Origin of the sequence: Pantoea sp. Cr_R13 (assembly GCF_029222565.1) — a bacterium.
In the GTDB taxonomy this organism is placed as follows: domain Bacteria; phylum Pseudomonadota; class Gammaproteobacteria; order Enterobacterales; family Enterobacteriaceae; genus Pantoea; species Pantoea eucalypti.
On the sequence record NZ_JARHXL010000013.1, the window covers coordinates 166,635 to 182,869 of the forward strand.

General features: G+C 54.6%; 11 protein-coding genes. 6 read left to right on the forward strand and 5 right to left on the reverse strand.

Features of this window, described 5'->3' with window-relative positions:
* The first annotated feature begins 200 nt into the window (after window positions 1-200).
* The 3 genes from nuoM to P2R09_RS08660 all read left to right on the forward strand — a co-directional run bounded on the left by nuoM (window position 201) and on the right by P2R09_RS08660 (window position 3,769).
* Window positions 201-1,721, forward strand: coding sequence for an NADH-quinone oxidoreductase subunit M (gene nuoM / locus P2R09_RS08650; RefSeq protein ID WP_003854232.1), 1,521 nt, complete (start codon window positions 201-203; stop codon window positions 1,719-1,721).
* A gap of 6 nt (window positions 1,722-1,727) precedes the next feature.
* Window positions 1,728-3,185, forward strand: coding sequence for an NADH-quinone oxidoreductase subunit NuoN (gene nuoN, locus P2R09_RS08655; RefSeq protein ID WP_003854230.1), 1,458 nt, complete (start codon window positions 1,728-1,730; stop codon window positions 3,183-3,185).
* Between the two features lie 125 nt (window positions 3,186-3,310).
* Entirely contained in the window at window positions 3,311-3,769 is a 459-nt protein-coding gene (locus P2R09_RS08660) for a GNAT family N-acetyltransferase (RefSeq protein ID WP_275768811.1), read from the forward strand.
* Window positions 3,770-4,111: 342 nt separating this feature from the next.
* Here the strand turns inward: P2R09_RS08660 and P2R09_RS08665 are convergent, their stop codons facing one another.
* Window positions 4,112-5,770, reverse strand: a complete 1,659-nt coding sequence (locus tag P2R09_RS08665) for a glucan biosynthesis protein (protein ID WP_275768813.1) — start codon at window positions 5,768-5,770, stop codon at window positions 4,112-4,114.
* A 335-nt stretch (window positions 5,771-6,105) separates the two neighbouring features.
* Between P2R09_RS08665 and elaB the strand changes: the two genes are divergently transcribed.
* Together elaB and P2R09_RS08675 are read left to right on the forward strand one after the other, a co-directional pair.
* Window positions 6,106-6,417 (forward strand): stress response protein ElaB, encoded by a 312-nt coding sequence (gene elaB / locus P2R09_RS08670; RefSeq protein ID WP_003854223.1) that lies wholly within the window; start codon window positions 6,106-6,108, stop codon window positions 6,415-6,417.
* A 246-nt stretch (window positions 6,418-6,663) separates the two neighbouring features.
* On the forward strand, window positions 6,664-7,860 hold the full coding sequence (locus P2R09_RS08675) for a nicotinamide mononucleotide deamidase-related protein YfaY (protein WP_275768815.1): 1,197 nt from the start codon (window positions 6,664-6,666) through the stop codon (window positions 7,858-7,860).
* Between the two features lie 139 nt (window positions 7,861-7,999).
* Here the strand turns inward: P2R09_RS08675 and yfaE are convergent, their stop codons facing one another.
* The 4 genes from yfaE to ubiG form a co-directional block, all read right to left on the reverse strand.
* Window positions 8,000-8,260: a class I ribonucleotide reductase maintenance protein YfaE gene (gene yfaE / locus P2R09_RS08680; protein ID WP_003854219.1), complete on the reverse strand. Its 261-nt coding sequence runs from the start codon at window positions 8,258-8,260 to the stop codon at window positions 8,000-8,002.
* A gap of 2 nt (window positions 8,261-8,262) precedes the next feature.
* Window positions 8,263-9,393, reverse strand: coding sequence for a class Ia ribonucleoside-diphosphate reductase subunit beta (gene nrdB / locus P2R09_RS08685; protein ID WP_003854217.1), 1,131 nt, complete (start codon window positions 9,391-9,393; stop codon window positions 8,263-8,265).
* 72 nt (window positions 9,394-9,465) lie between these two features.
* A complete protein-coding gene (nrdA, locus tag P2R09_RS08690; protein ID WP_275768819.1) occupies window positions 9,466-11,751 on the reverse strand; it encodes a class 1a ribonucleoside-diphosphate reductase subunit alpha in 2,286 nt (761 codons plus the stop codon).
* Window positions 11,752-12,255: 504 nt separating this feature from the next.
* Window positions 12,256-12,981: a bifunctional 2-polyprenyl-6-hydroxyphenol methylase/3-demethylubiquinol 3-O-methyltransferase UbiG gene (ubiG, locus tag P2R09_RS08695; RefSeq protein WP_275768821.1), complete on the reverse strand. Its 726-nt coding sequence runs from the start codon at window positions 12,979-12,981 to the stop codon at window positions 12,256-12,258.
* Between the two features lie 177 nt (window positions 12,982-13,158).
* Between ubiG and gyrA the strand changes: the two genes are divergently transcribed.
* Window positions 13,159-15,831, forward strand: coding sequence for a DNA topoisomerase (ATP-hydrolyzing) subunit A (gyrA, locus tag P2R09_RS08700; RefSeq protein ID WP_275768823.1), 2,673 nt, complete (start codon window positions 13,159-13,161; stop codon window positions 15,829-15,831).
* Window positions 15,832-16,235 lie beyond the last annotated feature (404 nt).

Sequence of the window (16,235 nt, forward strand, 5' to 3'; positions counted from 1 at the left end):
GCGGGGCAGGTTAGTTAATCTGCCCATTGAGAATGTCAAAAATTGTCCTGAGCAAGGGCGTTATCGTCGCAGCCAGTTTGGTTACCGCCAGCGCGGAGCAACCGGAGCATACCGAGGTATGTGAGGATTGCGAGCACTGCCGGTAATCAAACGGGCAAGTAAGATAGCCCGAACTAAGACAAAGAAAAGGGAAGTGTGCCGTGTTATTACCTTGGCTAATTATCATACCCTTCGTCGGCGGTCTGATCTGCTGGCTCACTGAGCGCCTTGGCGCGAAGGTGCCACGCTGGATCGCGCTGATCACCATGGGGCTGACGTTGGCGCTTTCGCTGCAACTCTGGTTGCAGGGAGGCTATTCACTGACGCAGGCAGCGGGCATTCCGCAGTGGCAGTCAAGTTTCTCCGTTCCGTGGATCCCACGCTTCGGCATCAGCTTCCATTTAGCCATTGATGGCCTGTCGCTGCTGATGGTAGTGCTGACCGGCCTGCTCGGTCTGATGGCGGTGCTCTGTTCATGGAATGAGATTTCAAAGTATCAGGGCTTCTTCCATCTGAACCTGATGTGGATCCTGGGCGGCGTAATCGGTGTGTTCCTCTCCATCGACATGTTCCTGTTCTTCTTCTTCTGGGAAATGATGCTGGTGCCGATGTACTTCCTCATCGCGCTCTGGGGTCACAAAGCGTCTGACGGCAAAACCCGTATCTCCGCTGCGACCAAGTTCTTCATCTACACCCAGGCTTCCGGTCTGGTGATGCTGATTGCCATTCTGGGCCTGGTGTTTGTCCACTACAACGCGACCGGTGTCTGGACGTTCAACTATGAACAGCTTCTGAAGACGCCAATGTCGAGCGGTGTTGAATATCTGCTGATGCTGGGCTTCTTTATCGCCTTTGCGGTGAAGATGCCGGTCGTACCGTTGCATGGCTGGCTGCCGGATGCGCACAGTCAGGCGCCGACTGCGGGTTCTGTTGACCTGGCAGGTATCCTGCTGAAAACCGCGGCTTATGGCTTACTGCGTTTCAGCCTGCCGCTGTTCCCGAACGCGTCAGCGGAGTTTGCGCCAATCGCTATGTGGTTAGGCATCATTGGTATCTTCTACGGTGCCTGGATGGCCTTCTCGCAGACCGATATCAAACGTCTGATCGCGTATACCTCGATTTCGCACATGGGCTTTGTGCTGATTGCTATCTACACCGGCAGCCAGCTGGCGCTGCAGGGTGCGGTGATTCAGATGATTGCACACGGTCTGTCCGCCGCAGCACTCTTCATTCTGTGTGGTCAGCTGTATGAGCGTCTGCATACCCGTGATATGCGTCAGATGGGTGGTCTGTGGTCGCGCATCAAATGGATTCCGGGTCTGTCGCTCTTCTTTGCTGTCGCCAACCTCGGTATGCCTGGCACGGGTAACTTCGTCGGCGAATTTATGATTCTGACCGGCAGCTTCCAGGTGGTGCCGATGATTATCATCATCGCGACCTTTGGTCTGGTGTTCGCCTCGATTTACTCGCTGGTGATGATGCAGCGCGCTTACTATGGCGAAGCGAAATCGAAAGATCCGCTGCCAGGCATGTCGCCGCGTGAGTTTATGACCATCGGTGTTCTGGTGGTGCTGCTGGTGCTGCTGGGCGTCTATCCACAGCCGATTCTGGATACTTCGCACGCTGCCATGAGCAATATTCAGCAGTGGTTTACCGCTTCAATTTCAACTACAAGGCCGTAATTCGCCATGACAATAACTCCTCACCAATTGATTGCGTTACTACCGCTGTTAATCGTCGGATTGACGGTGGTGGTTGTGATGCTGTCCATTGCCTGGCGACGCAACCACTTCGTTAACGCCACACTAACGGTAGTTGGCCTGAACCTGGCGCTGCTCTCGCTCTACTTTGTCGGTCAGGTCGGGGCGATGGATGTCACGCCGCTGCTGCGCGTCGATGGCTATTCGATGTTCTATACCGCGCTGGTGATGCTGGCGAGTCTGGCGACCTGTACCTTTGCCTATCCATGGCTGGCGGGTTACCCGGACAACAAAGATGAGTTCTATCTGCTGGTGCTGATTGCGGCCCTCGGTGGCATCGTGCTGGCCAGTGCTAACCATCTGGCCTCGCTGTTCATCGGCATTGAGCTGCTGTCGCTGCCGCTGTTTGGTCTGATTGGCTACGCTTTCCGTCAGAAACGTTCGCTGGAAGCCGCACTGAAATACACCATTCTGTCTGCGGCGGCCTCATCGTTCCTGCTGTTTGGTATTGCGCTGATCTACGCCGACTCCGGTAACCTGAGCTTTGTTGCGCTGGGTCAGAGCCTGACGGACAGCATGATCCATGAGCCACTGCTGCTGGTGGGTCTGGGCATGATGATCATCGGCCTGGGCTTCAAACTTTCACTGGTTCCGTTCCATCTCTGGACGCCAGATGTGTATCAGGGTGCGCCTGCGCCGGTTTCAACCTTCCTGGCGACGGCCAGCAAGATTGCGATCTTCGGTGTCATCATGCGTCTGTTTATGTACGCGCCGGTGACCGACAGCGAAGCGGTGCGCACCGTGCTGGCCATGATCGCCTTTGTGTCGATTCTGTTCGGTAACCTGATGGCGATTTCGCAGAGCAACATCAAGCGTCTGCTGGGTTACTCCTCAATCGCTCACCTCGGTTATCTGCTGGTCGCGCTGATTGCAGTGAAAGATCATCAGCTGTCGCTGGAAACTTCCGGTGTTTACCTGGCCGGTTATCTGTTCAGCAGCCTGGGTGCCTTTGGTGTGGTGAGTCTGATGTCCAGCCCGTATCGTGGCCCGGATGCAGATTCACTCTACTCTTATCGCGGTCTGTTCTGGCATCGTCCTATCCTGTCAGCGGTCATGACAGTGATGATGCTGTCACTGGCCGGTATCCCGATGACGCTGGGCTTTATCGGTAAATTCTACGTGATTGCTTCAGGTGTCAGTGCGCATCTGTGGTGGCTGACCGGTGCGGTAGTAGCGGGCAGTGCGATTGGCCTCTACTACTATCTGCGCGTGACAGTAAGTCTCTACCTCAGCCCGCCGGAACTGCACACCCGTGATACCCCGGCTAACTGGGCATTCACCGCCGGTGGTGTCGTGGTCCTGATCTCTGCCATTCTGGTACTGCTGTTAGGGGTTTACCCGCAGCCGCTCATCAGACTGGTGCAGATGGCTCAGCCACTGATGTAAGCTGATAACTGCGAATAATGAATCAGGCCTCCGGGCCTGATTTTTTTTGTCTGTCAGATGAGGTGGCCAGCAGGTGCTGACGACCTCGCGCTGATGTAGAGTGTCTGGTTTAGTAAGGAGAGACCATGAACATTGACTGGCAGGATAAACACCATAGCGAACTTACCGCCCCGGAACTCTATGCGCTGCTGGCGTTGCGCAGTGCGGTGTTTGTGGTGGAGCAACAGTGTGCTTACCTTGATGTGGATGGCAAAGATTTACAGGCCGAAAACAGGCATCTGCTGGGCACGGTGGATGATCAGCTGGTGGCCTGTGCGCGACTTCTTTCCCCGGAAGATGAAACCAGCCCTGTGAAAATTGGACGGGTCATTGTTTCAGATCGGGTGCGCGGTGCGCGTCTGGGCAATCGACTGATGGAGCAGGCGATTAGCAGTTGTCAGCAGCACTGGCCGGGCCGTGACATATTTCTCTCCGCGCAGGCGCATCTTGAAAACTTCTATGGGCAGCATGGCTTTGTGGCGGTGGGGGAGAACTATCTGGAAGATGGCATTCCGCACGTCGATATGCTGAAGAATGCGCCATAAAAAAGCGAAGTAATTCTTAGCCTGGAATGATGACATAGCCGAATGAGAGTGAAACTGGCAGCAATACAGCAACTTGACACGAAGGGAACAGGGGGCAGAAGAGGAAAGCGTCCCGCGCCATGGACAAAAACGCCGGGAGCGTTTTTGAACAACGCAAAGCGTTGGCCCGGTACGGGCGCATCTGATGGATGAGATGCGTAATTGCGCGGGCCGAGCTTGTCATGGATGACGGCTTTTGCGACTTTACGATCTGACCGTGTTCCCTGAGCCGGCTCGCTCTCATCGCAAATTAGTGCAGAATTTGTCATAAAAAAAGCGAGGCCTGAGCCTCGCCTTTTTCCATCAGCCCACCGTCATCTGACGGTCATCGACATATTTGCGCTGATCCGGCGCAGGCGGGAAATACTGATAGAGCCAGGTTTCACTCAGCGTCTCATCCTTGCTGCGCAGGAACAGACGCATCTCTACCGGCTGGGTAGAATCGCTGTTCGGATACCAGTCAAACAGGATGCGGTATCCCTTCAGTGGATCGACATACAGAATCTCAACCTGCTTAACACTGCCGGATGAAACGGTAATAACCGGTTCAATGCCTTTTGGCGCGGCGGCCTGCAGATCACCACCAATAAAATCGATGGCAAAGCGGCGACACCAGGTTTCCGGGAAGTGTTCGCCAGGTGCCCAGCCCTCCGGGAAACCACCGATACCGGTTCGGGTCGCATCCACGCGTGCCAGACCGCTACGCACTGGCGGCAGACCACTCCAGTAAAGCTTGTAGGAGAAATTCAGCTCGCTACCCGCTTTCACCGGCTCAGCCGGTTGCCAGAAGCAGACCACGTTATCCAGCGTTTCACCGGTCGTCGGGATCTCCATCAGGTTAATCGCGCCTTTGCCCCACTTGCCGACCGGCTCAACCCACAGACTCGGACGTTTGTCATACCAGCCAATCACATCCTGATAATCCTTGAAGTCGTGATTCAACTGCAGCAGGCCGAAGCCTCGCGGATTCTCATCTTCATAGGCGTTGAACTGCAGACGCTGAGGATTATTCAGCGGACGGGCAATCCATTCGCCTTTACCTGTCCACATCGCCAGACGATCGGAGTCGTGGATCTGCGGATGATAAGTGTTGCACATACGGCGCTCGTTAGTGCCGCAGCTGAACATGCTGGTCATTGGCGAGATGCCGATCTGACGGATCTCTTTACGCGCGAACAGGTGGTTCTCCACCTCCATCACCACGCGTTTCTCTTCGCAGTGGATGATGAATTTATAGGCACCCGTCACACTGGCGCCATCCAGCAGGGCGTAGCAGGTAAACGTCGTGTCTTCCGCTTTTGGCGTTTCAAACCAGAAAGCGGTGAAATCGGGGAACTCTTCCTGGCCATTACTGAAGGTGTTGATCGCGACACCACGCGCCGAGAGGCCGTACTGGTAAGTATCGTCAACCGCACGGAAGTAACTTGCGCCCAGGAATGAGACGATATCGCGTCGGGCCAGTTCCGGTTTTTTAAAGGCGCGGAAACCGGCAAAGCCGAGGTCAGTTTTGCCCTCCAGCTGCTTAGTATCAACCTTCGCGTTGTTATAGTTGAACAGTTCAGGGCGGAAGTGAATTTCGCGTGCCTGACGGCTCTCGCCGTCAACAGAGAACATGCGGATGCGCCGCTTGAAGCCCATGCCGACGTGGAAGAACTGCACGTCCAGCTGACGATCGGGCAGGTTATTCCAGAGTGAGTGGTTGGCGTCATACTGAATTTCGTTGTACGCCTGCGGGGTCAGTGTGGCCAGCGTCTCCGGCAGTGCGCCTGGCGCACCGCCCCAGGGTTTCTTCGCCAGCGCAGCCGCGTTTTTCTTCAATACGTCAAAATCGAAGCGTACGGCGGTTCCGTCAGCAATGCCATCTTCTGCCCATGCGGATTGCGCAAACAGCGTTGACAGGCCGGTCATGCCGCTGACGGCAGAGAAGGCCATTGACGCTTTCATAAACATTCTTCGATTCATGCCAGAGATCATTCCTTAGCTGTTCGAGGGTGTCGTGACTGTTGTGCAACATGCACTTTCATGGCCCGATAATCACAGGCAACAGAGGGGTACGACAGTAGGGTTACTGGAAAATTCAGTCACGACAAAATTTATCAGATTAATCAAAGAAGCGAAGCGAAATTCGGCGGTTGCCGCTGCGTCTTACACTTCTTTGCGCAGCGAAGCGGCGAACCGCCTGCACTGAGTAAGATTAACAGATGAAAAATCAGGTGATTCCTGGAGCAGGAAATCAGCAGAGCGCCAGATTATGGCTATAGTTAATGAACTGCTTTGCAATTCACACGGAGGAAATGATGGTAAATCAGACAAATCAATTCGAATCGGGCCTCGATGACGATATTGCGTTACTGACCGAAACCCTGGAAGAAGTGCTTAAGGCATCAGGCGATCCGGCCGATCAGAAGTACATTGAGCTTAAAAGCAAAGCTGAACAGGCGCTGAACGATGTGAAATCCCGTGTCAGCCAGGCGTCCGACAGTTACTACTATCGCGCTAAACAAGCGGCATACCGTGCAGACGATTACGTGCACGAAAAACCGTGGCAGGGCGTGGGTATTGGTGCAACCGCGGGCCTGGTTCTCGGCCTGCTGCTGGCGCGTCGCTAATCGCGATTCGCTGATGTAGCGCGGTAACAGACGACAGCAGTAAACGTGCGGCGGGGAAATCCCGCCGTTTTTTATTGTTTTCTCAACCCCCTCATTGATTCACCTCTGTTGAGCCTGCCTCGCCCTCATTCACTTTTATGCGCAACGTGCTGCTTTAGATAAACCAGTAACAAACACGGGTCACACAGATTGTGTTTCGCAGGTGGACTTCATACAGTTAAATAAACGTGAAAAGGAGAACCGGACGTGATTAGAATTGAGATGCTGTCTACCGGGGATGAGGTGCTGCATGGCCAAATCGTCGATACCAATGCCGCCTGGCTGGCTGATATTTTATTCCAGCAAGGTTTGCCCATGACCAGCCGAACCACGGTTGGGGATTCACTGGAATCGCTCATCGACACCCTGCAGGCACGAAGCCATGAGGCCGACGTGTTGATTGTGAATGGCGGCCTGGGTCCCACCAGTGACGATCTCAGCGCACTGGCAGCCGCTCGTGCCTGTGGGGTTGAACTGGAGATGCAGCAGGATTGGCTGGAACAAATGGAAGCCTGGTTCGCCAGCCGTGGCCGGGTGATGGCCGCCAGCAATCGCAAGCAGGCTGAAATTCCGGCCAATGCGGAGCTGATTGATAATCCTGTCGGAACCGCCTGTGGCTTTGCCCTGCAACTCAACCGCTGCTGGATATTCTTCACGCCTGGCGTGCCATCTGAATTTAAGGTGATGGTGGAGCAGCAGATCATTCCCCGTCTGAAAGCAAAATTCTCGCCGCCCGAACCGCCGATTTGTCTGCGACTGACCACCTTTGGTCGCGGTGAAAGTGATATTGCCGCTGAGCTGGAGCCGCTGGCGTTGCCGGAAGGTGTGGTGATGGGCTATCGCTCGTCGATGCCGATCATTGAGATCAAACTGACCGGCCCGGCCAGTCAGCGTGTCGCGATGGAGCAGGTGTGGCAGCAGGTGCGTCTGTTACTGGCGGAGTGCACTATCTTTGAAGGCACGGAAGGCTTACCAGCGCTGCTGGCAGGCGAGCTGACGCAGCGTGGTGAGCAACTGGCGGTCAGCGAGCAATACACTGCCGGGCTGCTTTACTGGCAACTGGCTGCCGCCAGCGTGCCGTTGCGGGGCGCTGACATTATGCCATCAACGCAGGAGACGCTGGAGCAGCAGGTGACGCGCACGCGCGAACTTGCCGCACAGCAGCAGGCAGCGCTGGCGCTTTCTGTTGGCAGCCTGGAACAGGAAACGATTTCGGTAGCGTTACATACGCCGGATGGCGGCTTTGGTCAGCGCGTGAAGTTCAGCACCGGTCGTCATAACCTGGAGACGCGCCAGAAGGTGGTGGCGATGATGGCAATGAATATGCTGCGCCGCTGGTTACACGGCAGCGAAGTGAGCACCGGTTACGGCTGGATTGATGTGGTTGAAACTGTCAGACAATAATTTCAGTGAAAACAAAACGGGCGCCAGAGGCGCCCGTTTTGTATGTGACTGTGAATTACCCTTTGCAGCGGCATTCTCACAGCAATAAATAAGCTGACTCGATCTAACAGCAAATCAAGCCAGACTTGTTCCGCCTCAGTTACAACTCAAGCTCGATCTCGCCTTTAGCTTTGCAGCAGCAGGGCAGGATCTCATCCTGCTGCACAAAGGCCAGCGGCCGCTGTGGGTAATGCACTTCGCCTTTCAGCAGCCGCATCCGGCAGGAGCCGCAGTAACCTTCGCGGCACTGAAACTCCACGCAGAGATTATTGGCTTCCAGCAGGGAGAGCAGATTAGGGTGATCTTCTGCGCATTCCAGCCGGGCGCCGGAACTGCGCAGAATAACAACGTCGCGACTCATGATTAAAGCTGGAAGTCGTCGAAGTCGTTAGCGCCTACTTCAGAATCGATCTGACCTACCAGATAGGAGCTCACTTCCACTTCCTGAGGCGCAACCTGCACGTTGTCAGACACCAGCCAGGAGTTGATCCATGGGATCGGGTTAGAGCGCGTCTGGAAGGGCAGATCAAGGCCAACTGCCTGCATACGGATATTGGTGATGTACTCAATGTACTGGCAGAGAATGTCTTTGTTCAGGCCGATCATTGAACCGCCACTGAACAGATATTCCGCCCACTCTTTCTCCTGCAGCGCTGCCTTCTTAAACAGCTCGAAGCACTCTTCACGACACTCTGCCGCAATCTCTTTCATTTCCGGATCGTCTTCGCCGCTGCGCAGCAGGTTCAGCATATGCTGGGTGCCAGTCAGGTGCAGCGCTTCATCGCGGGCGATCAGTTTGATGATTTTGGCATTGCCTTCCATCAGTTCACGCTCAGCGAAAGCGAATGAACAGGCGAAGCTGACATAGAAACGGATCGCTTCCAGCGCATTGACGCTCATCAGGCAGATATAGAGCTGCTTCTTCAGGGCGCGCAGGCTGACCACAACCTGTTTGTCGTTGACCTTATGAGTGCCTTCGCCCAGCTGATGCCAGTAGTTGGTCATCTCAATCAGATCGTCGTAATAGCGTGAGATATCCTGGGCACGCGCCAGAATCTGCTCATTGGTGACGATATCGTCGAATACCACCGCCGGATCGTTAACGATATTACGGATGATATGGGTGTAAGAACGGGAGTGGATCGTCTCGGAGAACGCCCAGGTTTCAATCCAGGTTTCCAGCTCAGGAATCGAGATCAGCGGAAGCAGGGCGACGTTCGGGCTGCGACCCTGAATGGAATCCAGCAGTGTCTGATACTTCAGGTTGCTGATAAAGATATGCTTCTCGTGGTCTGGCAGCGCCTGGTAGTCAATACGGTCGCGTGAGACATCAACCTCTTCCGGACGCCAGAAGAAGGAGAGCTGCTTTTCGATCAGCTTTTCAAAGATGTCATATTTTTGCTGATCGAAGCGCGCCACGTTTACGGACTGACCGAAAAACATCGGCTCTTTCAGCTGATCATTTTTGTTCTGTGAGAAAGTGGAGTAAGCCATAAAAGTTGTCCAAAAGTAGACGAAGCCAGGCCTCGTTAAATGAATGAGGCGGGAGAATCTCCCGCCTGACCATTAGATTTTACAGGCGCCGCTCTCGCAGCCATCATCCTGGATAGAAGGTGCCAGGTCATCCTGCGCATCTTCCGCACCGTCACGGGTGTTCTGATAGTAGAGCGTTTTCACGCCGAACTTGTACGCGGTCAGCAGATCTTTCAGCAGCTGTTTCATCGGCACTTTACCGTTAGTAAAGCGTGATGGATCGTAGTTGGTGTTAGACGAAATCGCCTGGTCGATGAATTTCTGCATCAGACCCACCAGTTGCAGGTAACCGTCGTTGTTCGGCATTTCCCACAGCAGTTCGTACTGATCTTTCAGACGCTCATACTCCGGCACCACCTGACGCAGGATGCCATCTTTCGATGCTTTGATGCTGATGTGACCGCGTGGTGGCTCGATGCCGTTGGTGGCATTGGAGATCTGCGACGAGGTCTCAGACGGCATCAGCGCAGACAGGGTCGAGTTACGCAGGCCGTGCGTTTTGATCCCTTCACGCAGGCTCTCCCAGTCGAGATGCAGCGGTTCGTTGCTGATCGCGTCCAGATCTTTCTTGTAGGTGTCGATCGGCATGATGCCCTGCGCATAGGTGGTTTCATTGAACCACGGGCAGGCACCTTGCTCTTTCGCCAGCTCATTGGACGCTTTCAACAGGTAGTACTGAATGGCTTCAAAGGTTTTGTGCGTCAGGCCATTGGCGCTGCCATCGGAGTAGCGCACACCGTGCTTCGCCAGATAGTAGGCGTAGTTGATCACGCCAATACCCAGGGTACGACGACCCATCGCGCCACGCTGGGCAGCCGGAATCGGGTAATCCTGATAATCGAGCAGCGCATCCAGCGCACGAACGGCCAGGGTAGCCAGCTCTTCCAGATCGTCGAGGCTTTCGATGGCGCCGAGGTTGAACGCAGAAAGCGTACACAGGGCAATCTCACCGTTTTCGTCGTTAACATCTTCCAGCGGTTTGGTCGGCAGGGCGATTTCCAGGCAGAGGTTAGACTGGCGAACCGGTGCGATGCGCGGATCAAACGGGCTGTGGGTGTTGCAGTGGTCGACGTTCTGAATGTAGATACGGCCGGTTGAAGCACGTTCCTGCATCATCAGCGAGAAAAGATCGACCGCTTTAACACGCTGCTTACGGATGCTCTGATCCTGCTCATATTTGGTGTAGAGACGTTCGAACTCATCCTGATCGGCGAAGAACGCATCATACAGGCCTGGCACGTCAGACGGGCTGAACAGGGTGATATCTTCGCCTTTCAGCAGGCGCTGATACATCAGCTTGTTGAGCTGTACACCGTAGTCCATGTGACGCACGCGGTTGCCTTCAACACCACGGTTGTTTTTCAGCACCAGCAGGCTTTCGATTTCCAGATGCCACATCGGGTAGAACAGCGTCGCTGCACCGCCACGCACGCCGCCCTGAGAACAGGACTTCACCGCAGTCTGGAAATGCTTGTAGAACGGGATACAGCCGGTGTGGAACGCTTCACCCCCGCGAATCGGGCTGCCCAGCGCACGGATACGACCGGCGTTGATGCCGATACCAGCACGCTGAGAAACATATTTCACAATCGCGCTTGAGGTGGCGTTGATGGAGTCCAGGCTGTCGCCGCACTCGATCAGCACACAGGAGCTGAACTGACGCGTCGGGGTTCGCACGCCTGACATGATTGGCGTCGGCAGCGAGATTTTAAACGTTGAGATCGCATCATAGAAACGCTTGATGTAATCCATACGCGTATCGCGCGGGTAGCCAGAGAAGAGGCAGGCCGCGACCAGAATGTAAAGGAACTGCGCACTCTCGTAGATTTCACCCGAGACGCGGTTCTGCACCAGATATTTGCCTTCCAGCTGCTTCACGGCGGCATAGGAGAAGTTCATGTCTCGCCAGTGGTCGAGGAACTCGTCCATCTGCGCGAATTCTTCCTGGCTGTAATCTTCCAGCAGGTGGCGATCATATTTGCCCATGTCGACCATCTTAACGACCTGATCATAAAGCTTCGGCGGCTCAAACTGACCATACGCTTTTTTGCGCAGGTGGAAGATCGCCAGGCGGGCAGCCAGGTACTGATAGTCAGGGGCATCGCGAGAGATGAGGTCTGCTGCGGCCTTGATGATAGTCTCATGAATGTCAGACGTTCTGATTCCATCATAGAACTGAATGTGAGAGCGCAGTTCCACCTGTGACACTGAGACGTTGTTCAGCCCTTCAGCTGCCCAGTCCAGCACACGGTGAATTTTATCGAGATCAATGCGCTCCTGGCGGCCATCGCGTTTAGTAACGAGCAGACTCTGGTTCATGTCGCGTATTTACCTTTGCGTGAGTATCCAAAAATTAAAAGAAATCCCGGTTTATACACAGCCTATTCATTGTGAATAATGTGTGGATAAACACTACATCTAGGGGGGGAAGAGAAAAGTCATAACTACATGGGGGGATATTTTAGTATTTTACGGCCGCTTAACAAGAGCAAAAAATGATGGCTGGAGGGGTTGTAATTCTTGCGAAATTTCTTAGCCCACGCCTTGTAAGGCCTGGCAACATGTCAACCGGATCACACTTTTTTTTCTTATTATGATCGGGCGCGTGTTTCTTATTCAATCCTCAGGATTCAGCCAGAAAAGGGATGAAAAATGGATAAAAGCCGCTAGCAGGGGGGCGCGACCTTGAGCAGATGCGGGCGTGGCTGACGTAACCTATTGGCAGCCATCGGAATGCCTGCCAGGAGGCGAGGGCCGCGACCACTCTGACAGGAAGAGCAGGCAGAGGAAAAAGTGCCCGCCGGATTCAGGCGGGCAGATGACTTAACCCGCGTGGTGAGTGTGCACCATATAATTCACGTCAGTGCCGGGCGCCAGTTTGAAGCGGTTGGTCACCGGGTTGTAATGCAGGCCAATAATGTGGCGTTCACGCAGGGGCGTTTCATCGACCCAGCCCAGCAGTTCGGATGGGCGGATGAATTTCTTCACATCATGGGTGCCGCGCGGCAACATGCGCAGCACATATTCCGCGCCGAAAATCGCCAGCAGCCAGGCCTTTGGATTGCGGTTCAGCGTTGAGAAAAAGACTTCGCCGCCGGGCTTGACCAGCTTCGCACAGGCGTGAATCACCGAGCGCGGATCCGGCACGTGCTCCAGCATCTCCATACAGGTCACCACATCATATTTTCCGGCGTTCTGCTCGGCATGCTCTTCAACGGTCTGCTGCACATAGTCCAGCGTCACGCCGCTCTCCAGGGCATGCAGGCGCGCCACGGCCAGTGGTTCGGCACCCATATCCAGACCGGTCACGACGGCGCCTTCACGCGCCATGCTTTCGGATAAAATGCCGCCGCCGCATCCGACGTCGAGCACGGTTTTACCGAACAGACCATTGCTGTGCTGCGCGATGTAGCCCAGGCGCAGCGGGTTGATACGGTGCAACGGTTTAAATTCACCCTCCAGATCCCACCAGCGCGAGGCAACGGCCTCAAACTTGGCAATTTCCTGCGCATCGACGTTATGCTGATGATTCTGCGGTTGTGCATTCATTGAATCGTAACTCCTGACAAAATGTGCCCACAGTATAAACGCTTAACCGCCGTTGGCACACCTTTCAGGGGCAATGAAAAGCGGGGGAAATCGGTGGTTAACGTTCACCAGAGCATTGCAGTGTGATATACTTTCGCACCTTTAAAATCCGGGATTAAGTAGAGGGATAGCGGCTCCATGAGCGACCTTGCGAGAGAAATTACACCGGTCAATATCGAAGAAGAATTAAAAAATTCTTACCTCGGTTACGCCATGTCGGTCATCGTTGGCCGAGCTTTACCCGATGTGCGTGATGGCCTGAAGCCGGTTCACCGTCGCGTTCTTTTTGCGATGAGTGTACTGGGTAACGACTGGAACAAACCCTATAAAAAATCTGCCCGCGTCGTCGGTGACGTTATCGGTAAATATCACCCGCATGGTGATTCCGCCGTTTACGACACCATTGTACGTATGGCCCAGCCTTTCTCCCTGCGTTACATGCTGGTGGACGGACAAGGCAACTTCGGTTCCATCGACGGCGACTCCGCCGCGGCGATGCGTTATACCGAAATTCGCATGTCGAAAATTGCCCACGACCTGTTAGCTGACCTGGAAAAAGAGACCGTCGATTTCGTCCCGAACTATGACGGCACTGAGCAGATCCCTGAAGTTCTGCCAACCAAAATCCCTAACCTGCTGGTGAACGGTTCTTCCGGTATCGCCGTGGGTATGGCAACCAACATTCCACCGCATAACCTGCGTGAAGTGATTAACGGCTGCCTGGCATATATTGAAAATGAAGACATCAGCATCGAAGAGCTGATGGAGCACATTCCGGGGCCAGATTTCCCGACAGCCGCCATCATCAATGGTCGCCGTGGTATTGAAGAAGCGTACCGCACCGGTCGCGGTAAAATTTATATCCGTGCGCGTGGCGAAGTGGAAGCCGATGCGAAAACGGGCCGCGAGACCATCATCATTCATGAGCTTCCGTATCAGGTTAACAAAGCACGCCTGATTGAGAAGATTGCGGAGCTGGTGAAAGAGAAGCGCGTTGAAGGCATCAGCGCACTGCGCGATGAGTCTGATAAAGACGGCATGCGTATCGTAATTGAGATCAAGCGCGATGCCGTCGGCGAAGTGGTTCTGAATAATCTCTATTCACTGACCCAGCTGCAGACCTCGTTTGGTATCAATATGGTGGCGCTGCATCAGGGCCAGCCAAAGATTATGGCACTGAAGGAGATTCTGGACGCCTTCGTTCGCCATCGTCGTGAAGTCGTGACGCGTCGTACCATTTTCGAACTGCGTAAAGCCCGTGACCGTGCGCATATTCTGGAAGGTCTGGCGATTGCGCTGGCGAATATCGATCCGATTATTGAGCTGATTCGTCGTGCACCTAACCCGGCAGAAGCGAAAGCGGGTCTGATTGCGCAGGCGTGGGATCTGGGTAATGTGTCAGCGATGCTGGAACGTGCGGGCGACGATGCCGCTCGTCCGGAGTGGCTGGATCCGCAGTACGGCATCCGTGACGGTCAGTACTATCTGACCGAGCAGCAGGCTCAGGCGATTCTGGATCTGCGTCTGCAGAAACTGACCGGTCTTGAGCACGAGAAGCTGCTGGATGAGTATAAAGGTCTGCTGGAGCAGATCGCAGAGCTGTTGCGCATTCTGTCTGACGCCGATCGTCTGATGGAAGTGATTCGCGAAGAGCTGGAGCTGATGCGTGATCAGTTCGGCGATGAGCGTCGCACAGAGATTACAGCCAATACCGCTGATATTAATATCGAAGACCTGATCAATCAGGAAGATGTTGTGGTGACATTGTCGCATCAGGGCTACGTGAAGTATCAGCCGCTGACCGACTATGAAGCGCAGCGTCGTGGTGGTAAAGGCAAGTCAGCCGCACGTATTAAAGAAGAGGACTTCATTGATCGTCTGCTGGTGGCCAATACCCATGACACGATTCTCTGCTTCTCAAGCCGTGGTCGTCTGTACTGGATGAAGGTTTATCAGTTGCCGGAAGCGAGTCGTGGTGCGCGGGGACGTCCGATCGTGAACCTGCTGCCGCTGGAAGCCAACGAGCGTATTACAGCGATTCTGCCGGTACGTGAGTATACCGAAGGCTTCAATATCTTTATGGCGACCGCGCTGGGAACCGTGAAGAAGACCGCGCTGAAAGAGTTCAGCCGTCCGCGCAGCGCCGGTATTATTGCCGTGAACCTGCGTGACGATGATGAGCTGATCGGAGTGGCGCTGACCAATGGTAATGACGAAGCGATGCTGTTCTCAGCGGCCGGTAAAGTGGTGCGCTTTGCAGAAACCGCAGTCCGTGCGATGGGTCGTACTGCCTCTGGCGTTCGCGGCATCAGGCTGGCTGAAGGCGATCGTGTGGTCTCGTTAATTGTACCGCGTGAAGAGGGTGCAATTATGACCGTGACCCAGAATGGTTACGGTAAGCGTACTGCCAACAGCGAATACCCGACCAAGTCGCGTGCGACGCAGGGTGTTATTTCCATCAAAGTGACCGAGCGTAATGGTCCGGTGATTGGCGCGGTTCAGGTTGTCGATGGCGATCAGATTATGATGATCACCGATGCCGGTACGCTGGTGCGTACCCGCGTGTCAGAAGTGAGCGTCGTGGGTCGTAATACCCAGGGTGTGATTCTGATTCGTACCGCAGAGGATGAGAACGTGGTCGGTCTGCAGCGTGTTGCCGAGCCGGTTGAAGAAGAAGAGCTGGATTCAATCGACGGTAGCGTAGCGGAAGGCGAGGATGATATTGCGCCAGAAGCAGAGATCGACGATGAAGAGATTGCACCGGAAGCGGATGCAGAAAACGAAGACGACGCGGCTGAAGACGAAGAATAATTTGTCTGATGTGAGCTGAGGTTCGTTGCAGAAACGGCAGGTCAGGGGAAACCCGGCCTGCCGTTTTTTTTGGTGCCTGTGGACAAGGGCTGGATACACGTGGCCGGGCGGCTGCGAGAGGGGCGCCGCCGAAAGGCCTGCTATGCCCGATCGCAAAGAATTCCCGCATCCCTGCGGATCGGCCACGCCGTCCCTGGCGTGGACGCTTTGCTCTTCGGGCATAGCACGCCTTTCTTGTTTAAGCAGCATTCTCGCTTTTAGTTCTTACGGGCGGGTCTGTAAGCAAGCCATCTTGTTCACTGACAGCTAGCGCTTTCACTGTCTTAAAAGATTCCCAAACTTTCCGCTAAACCTGCGGCTGGCTGGCTTTTTTCGCCCGATAAAGCTAGTGTATGGGCATTAAA

Excerpts from the sequence above, each read along its gene's own strand:
- yfaE (WP_003854219.1), bottom strand. The coding sequence starts at position 8,260 with ATGAGTCGCGACGTTGTTATTCTGCGCAGTTCCGGCGCCCGGCTGGAA.
- gyrA (WP_275768823.1), top strand. The coding sequence starts at position 13,159 with ATGAGCGACCTTGCGAGAGAAATTACACCGGTCAATATCGAAGAAGAA.
- P2R09_RS08660 (WP_275768811.1), top strand. The coding sequence starts at position 3,311 with ATGAACATTGACTGGCAGGATAAACACCATAGCGAACTTACCGCCCCG.
- P2R09_RS08665 (WP_275768813.1), bottom strand. The coding sequence starts at position 5,770 with ATGAATCGAAGAATGTTTATGAAAGCGTCAATGGCCTTCTCTGCCGTC.
- nrdB (WP_003854217.1), bottom strand. The coding sequence starts at position 9,393 with ATGGCTTACTCCACTTTCTCACAGAACAAAAATGATCAGCTGAAAGAG.
- nrdA (WP_275768819.1), bottom strand. The coding sequence starts at position 11,751 with ATGAACCAGAGTCTGCTCGTTACTAAACGCGATGGCCGCCAGGAGCGC.
- elaB (WP_003854223.1), top strand. The coding sequence starts at position 6,106 with ATGGTAAATCAGACAAATCAATTCGAATCGGGCCTCGATGACGATATT.
- nuoN (WP_003854230.1), top strand. The coding sequence starts at position 1,728 with ATGACAATAACTCCTCACCAATTGATTGCGTTACTACCGCTGTTAATC.
- ubiG (WP_275768821.1), bottom strand. The coding sequence starts at position 12,981 with ATGAATGCACAACCGCAGAATCATCAGCATAACGTCGATGCGCAGGAA.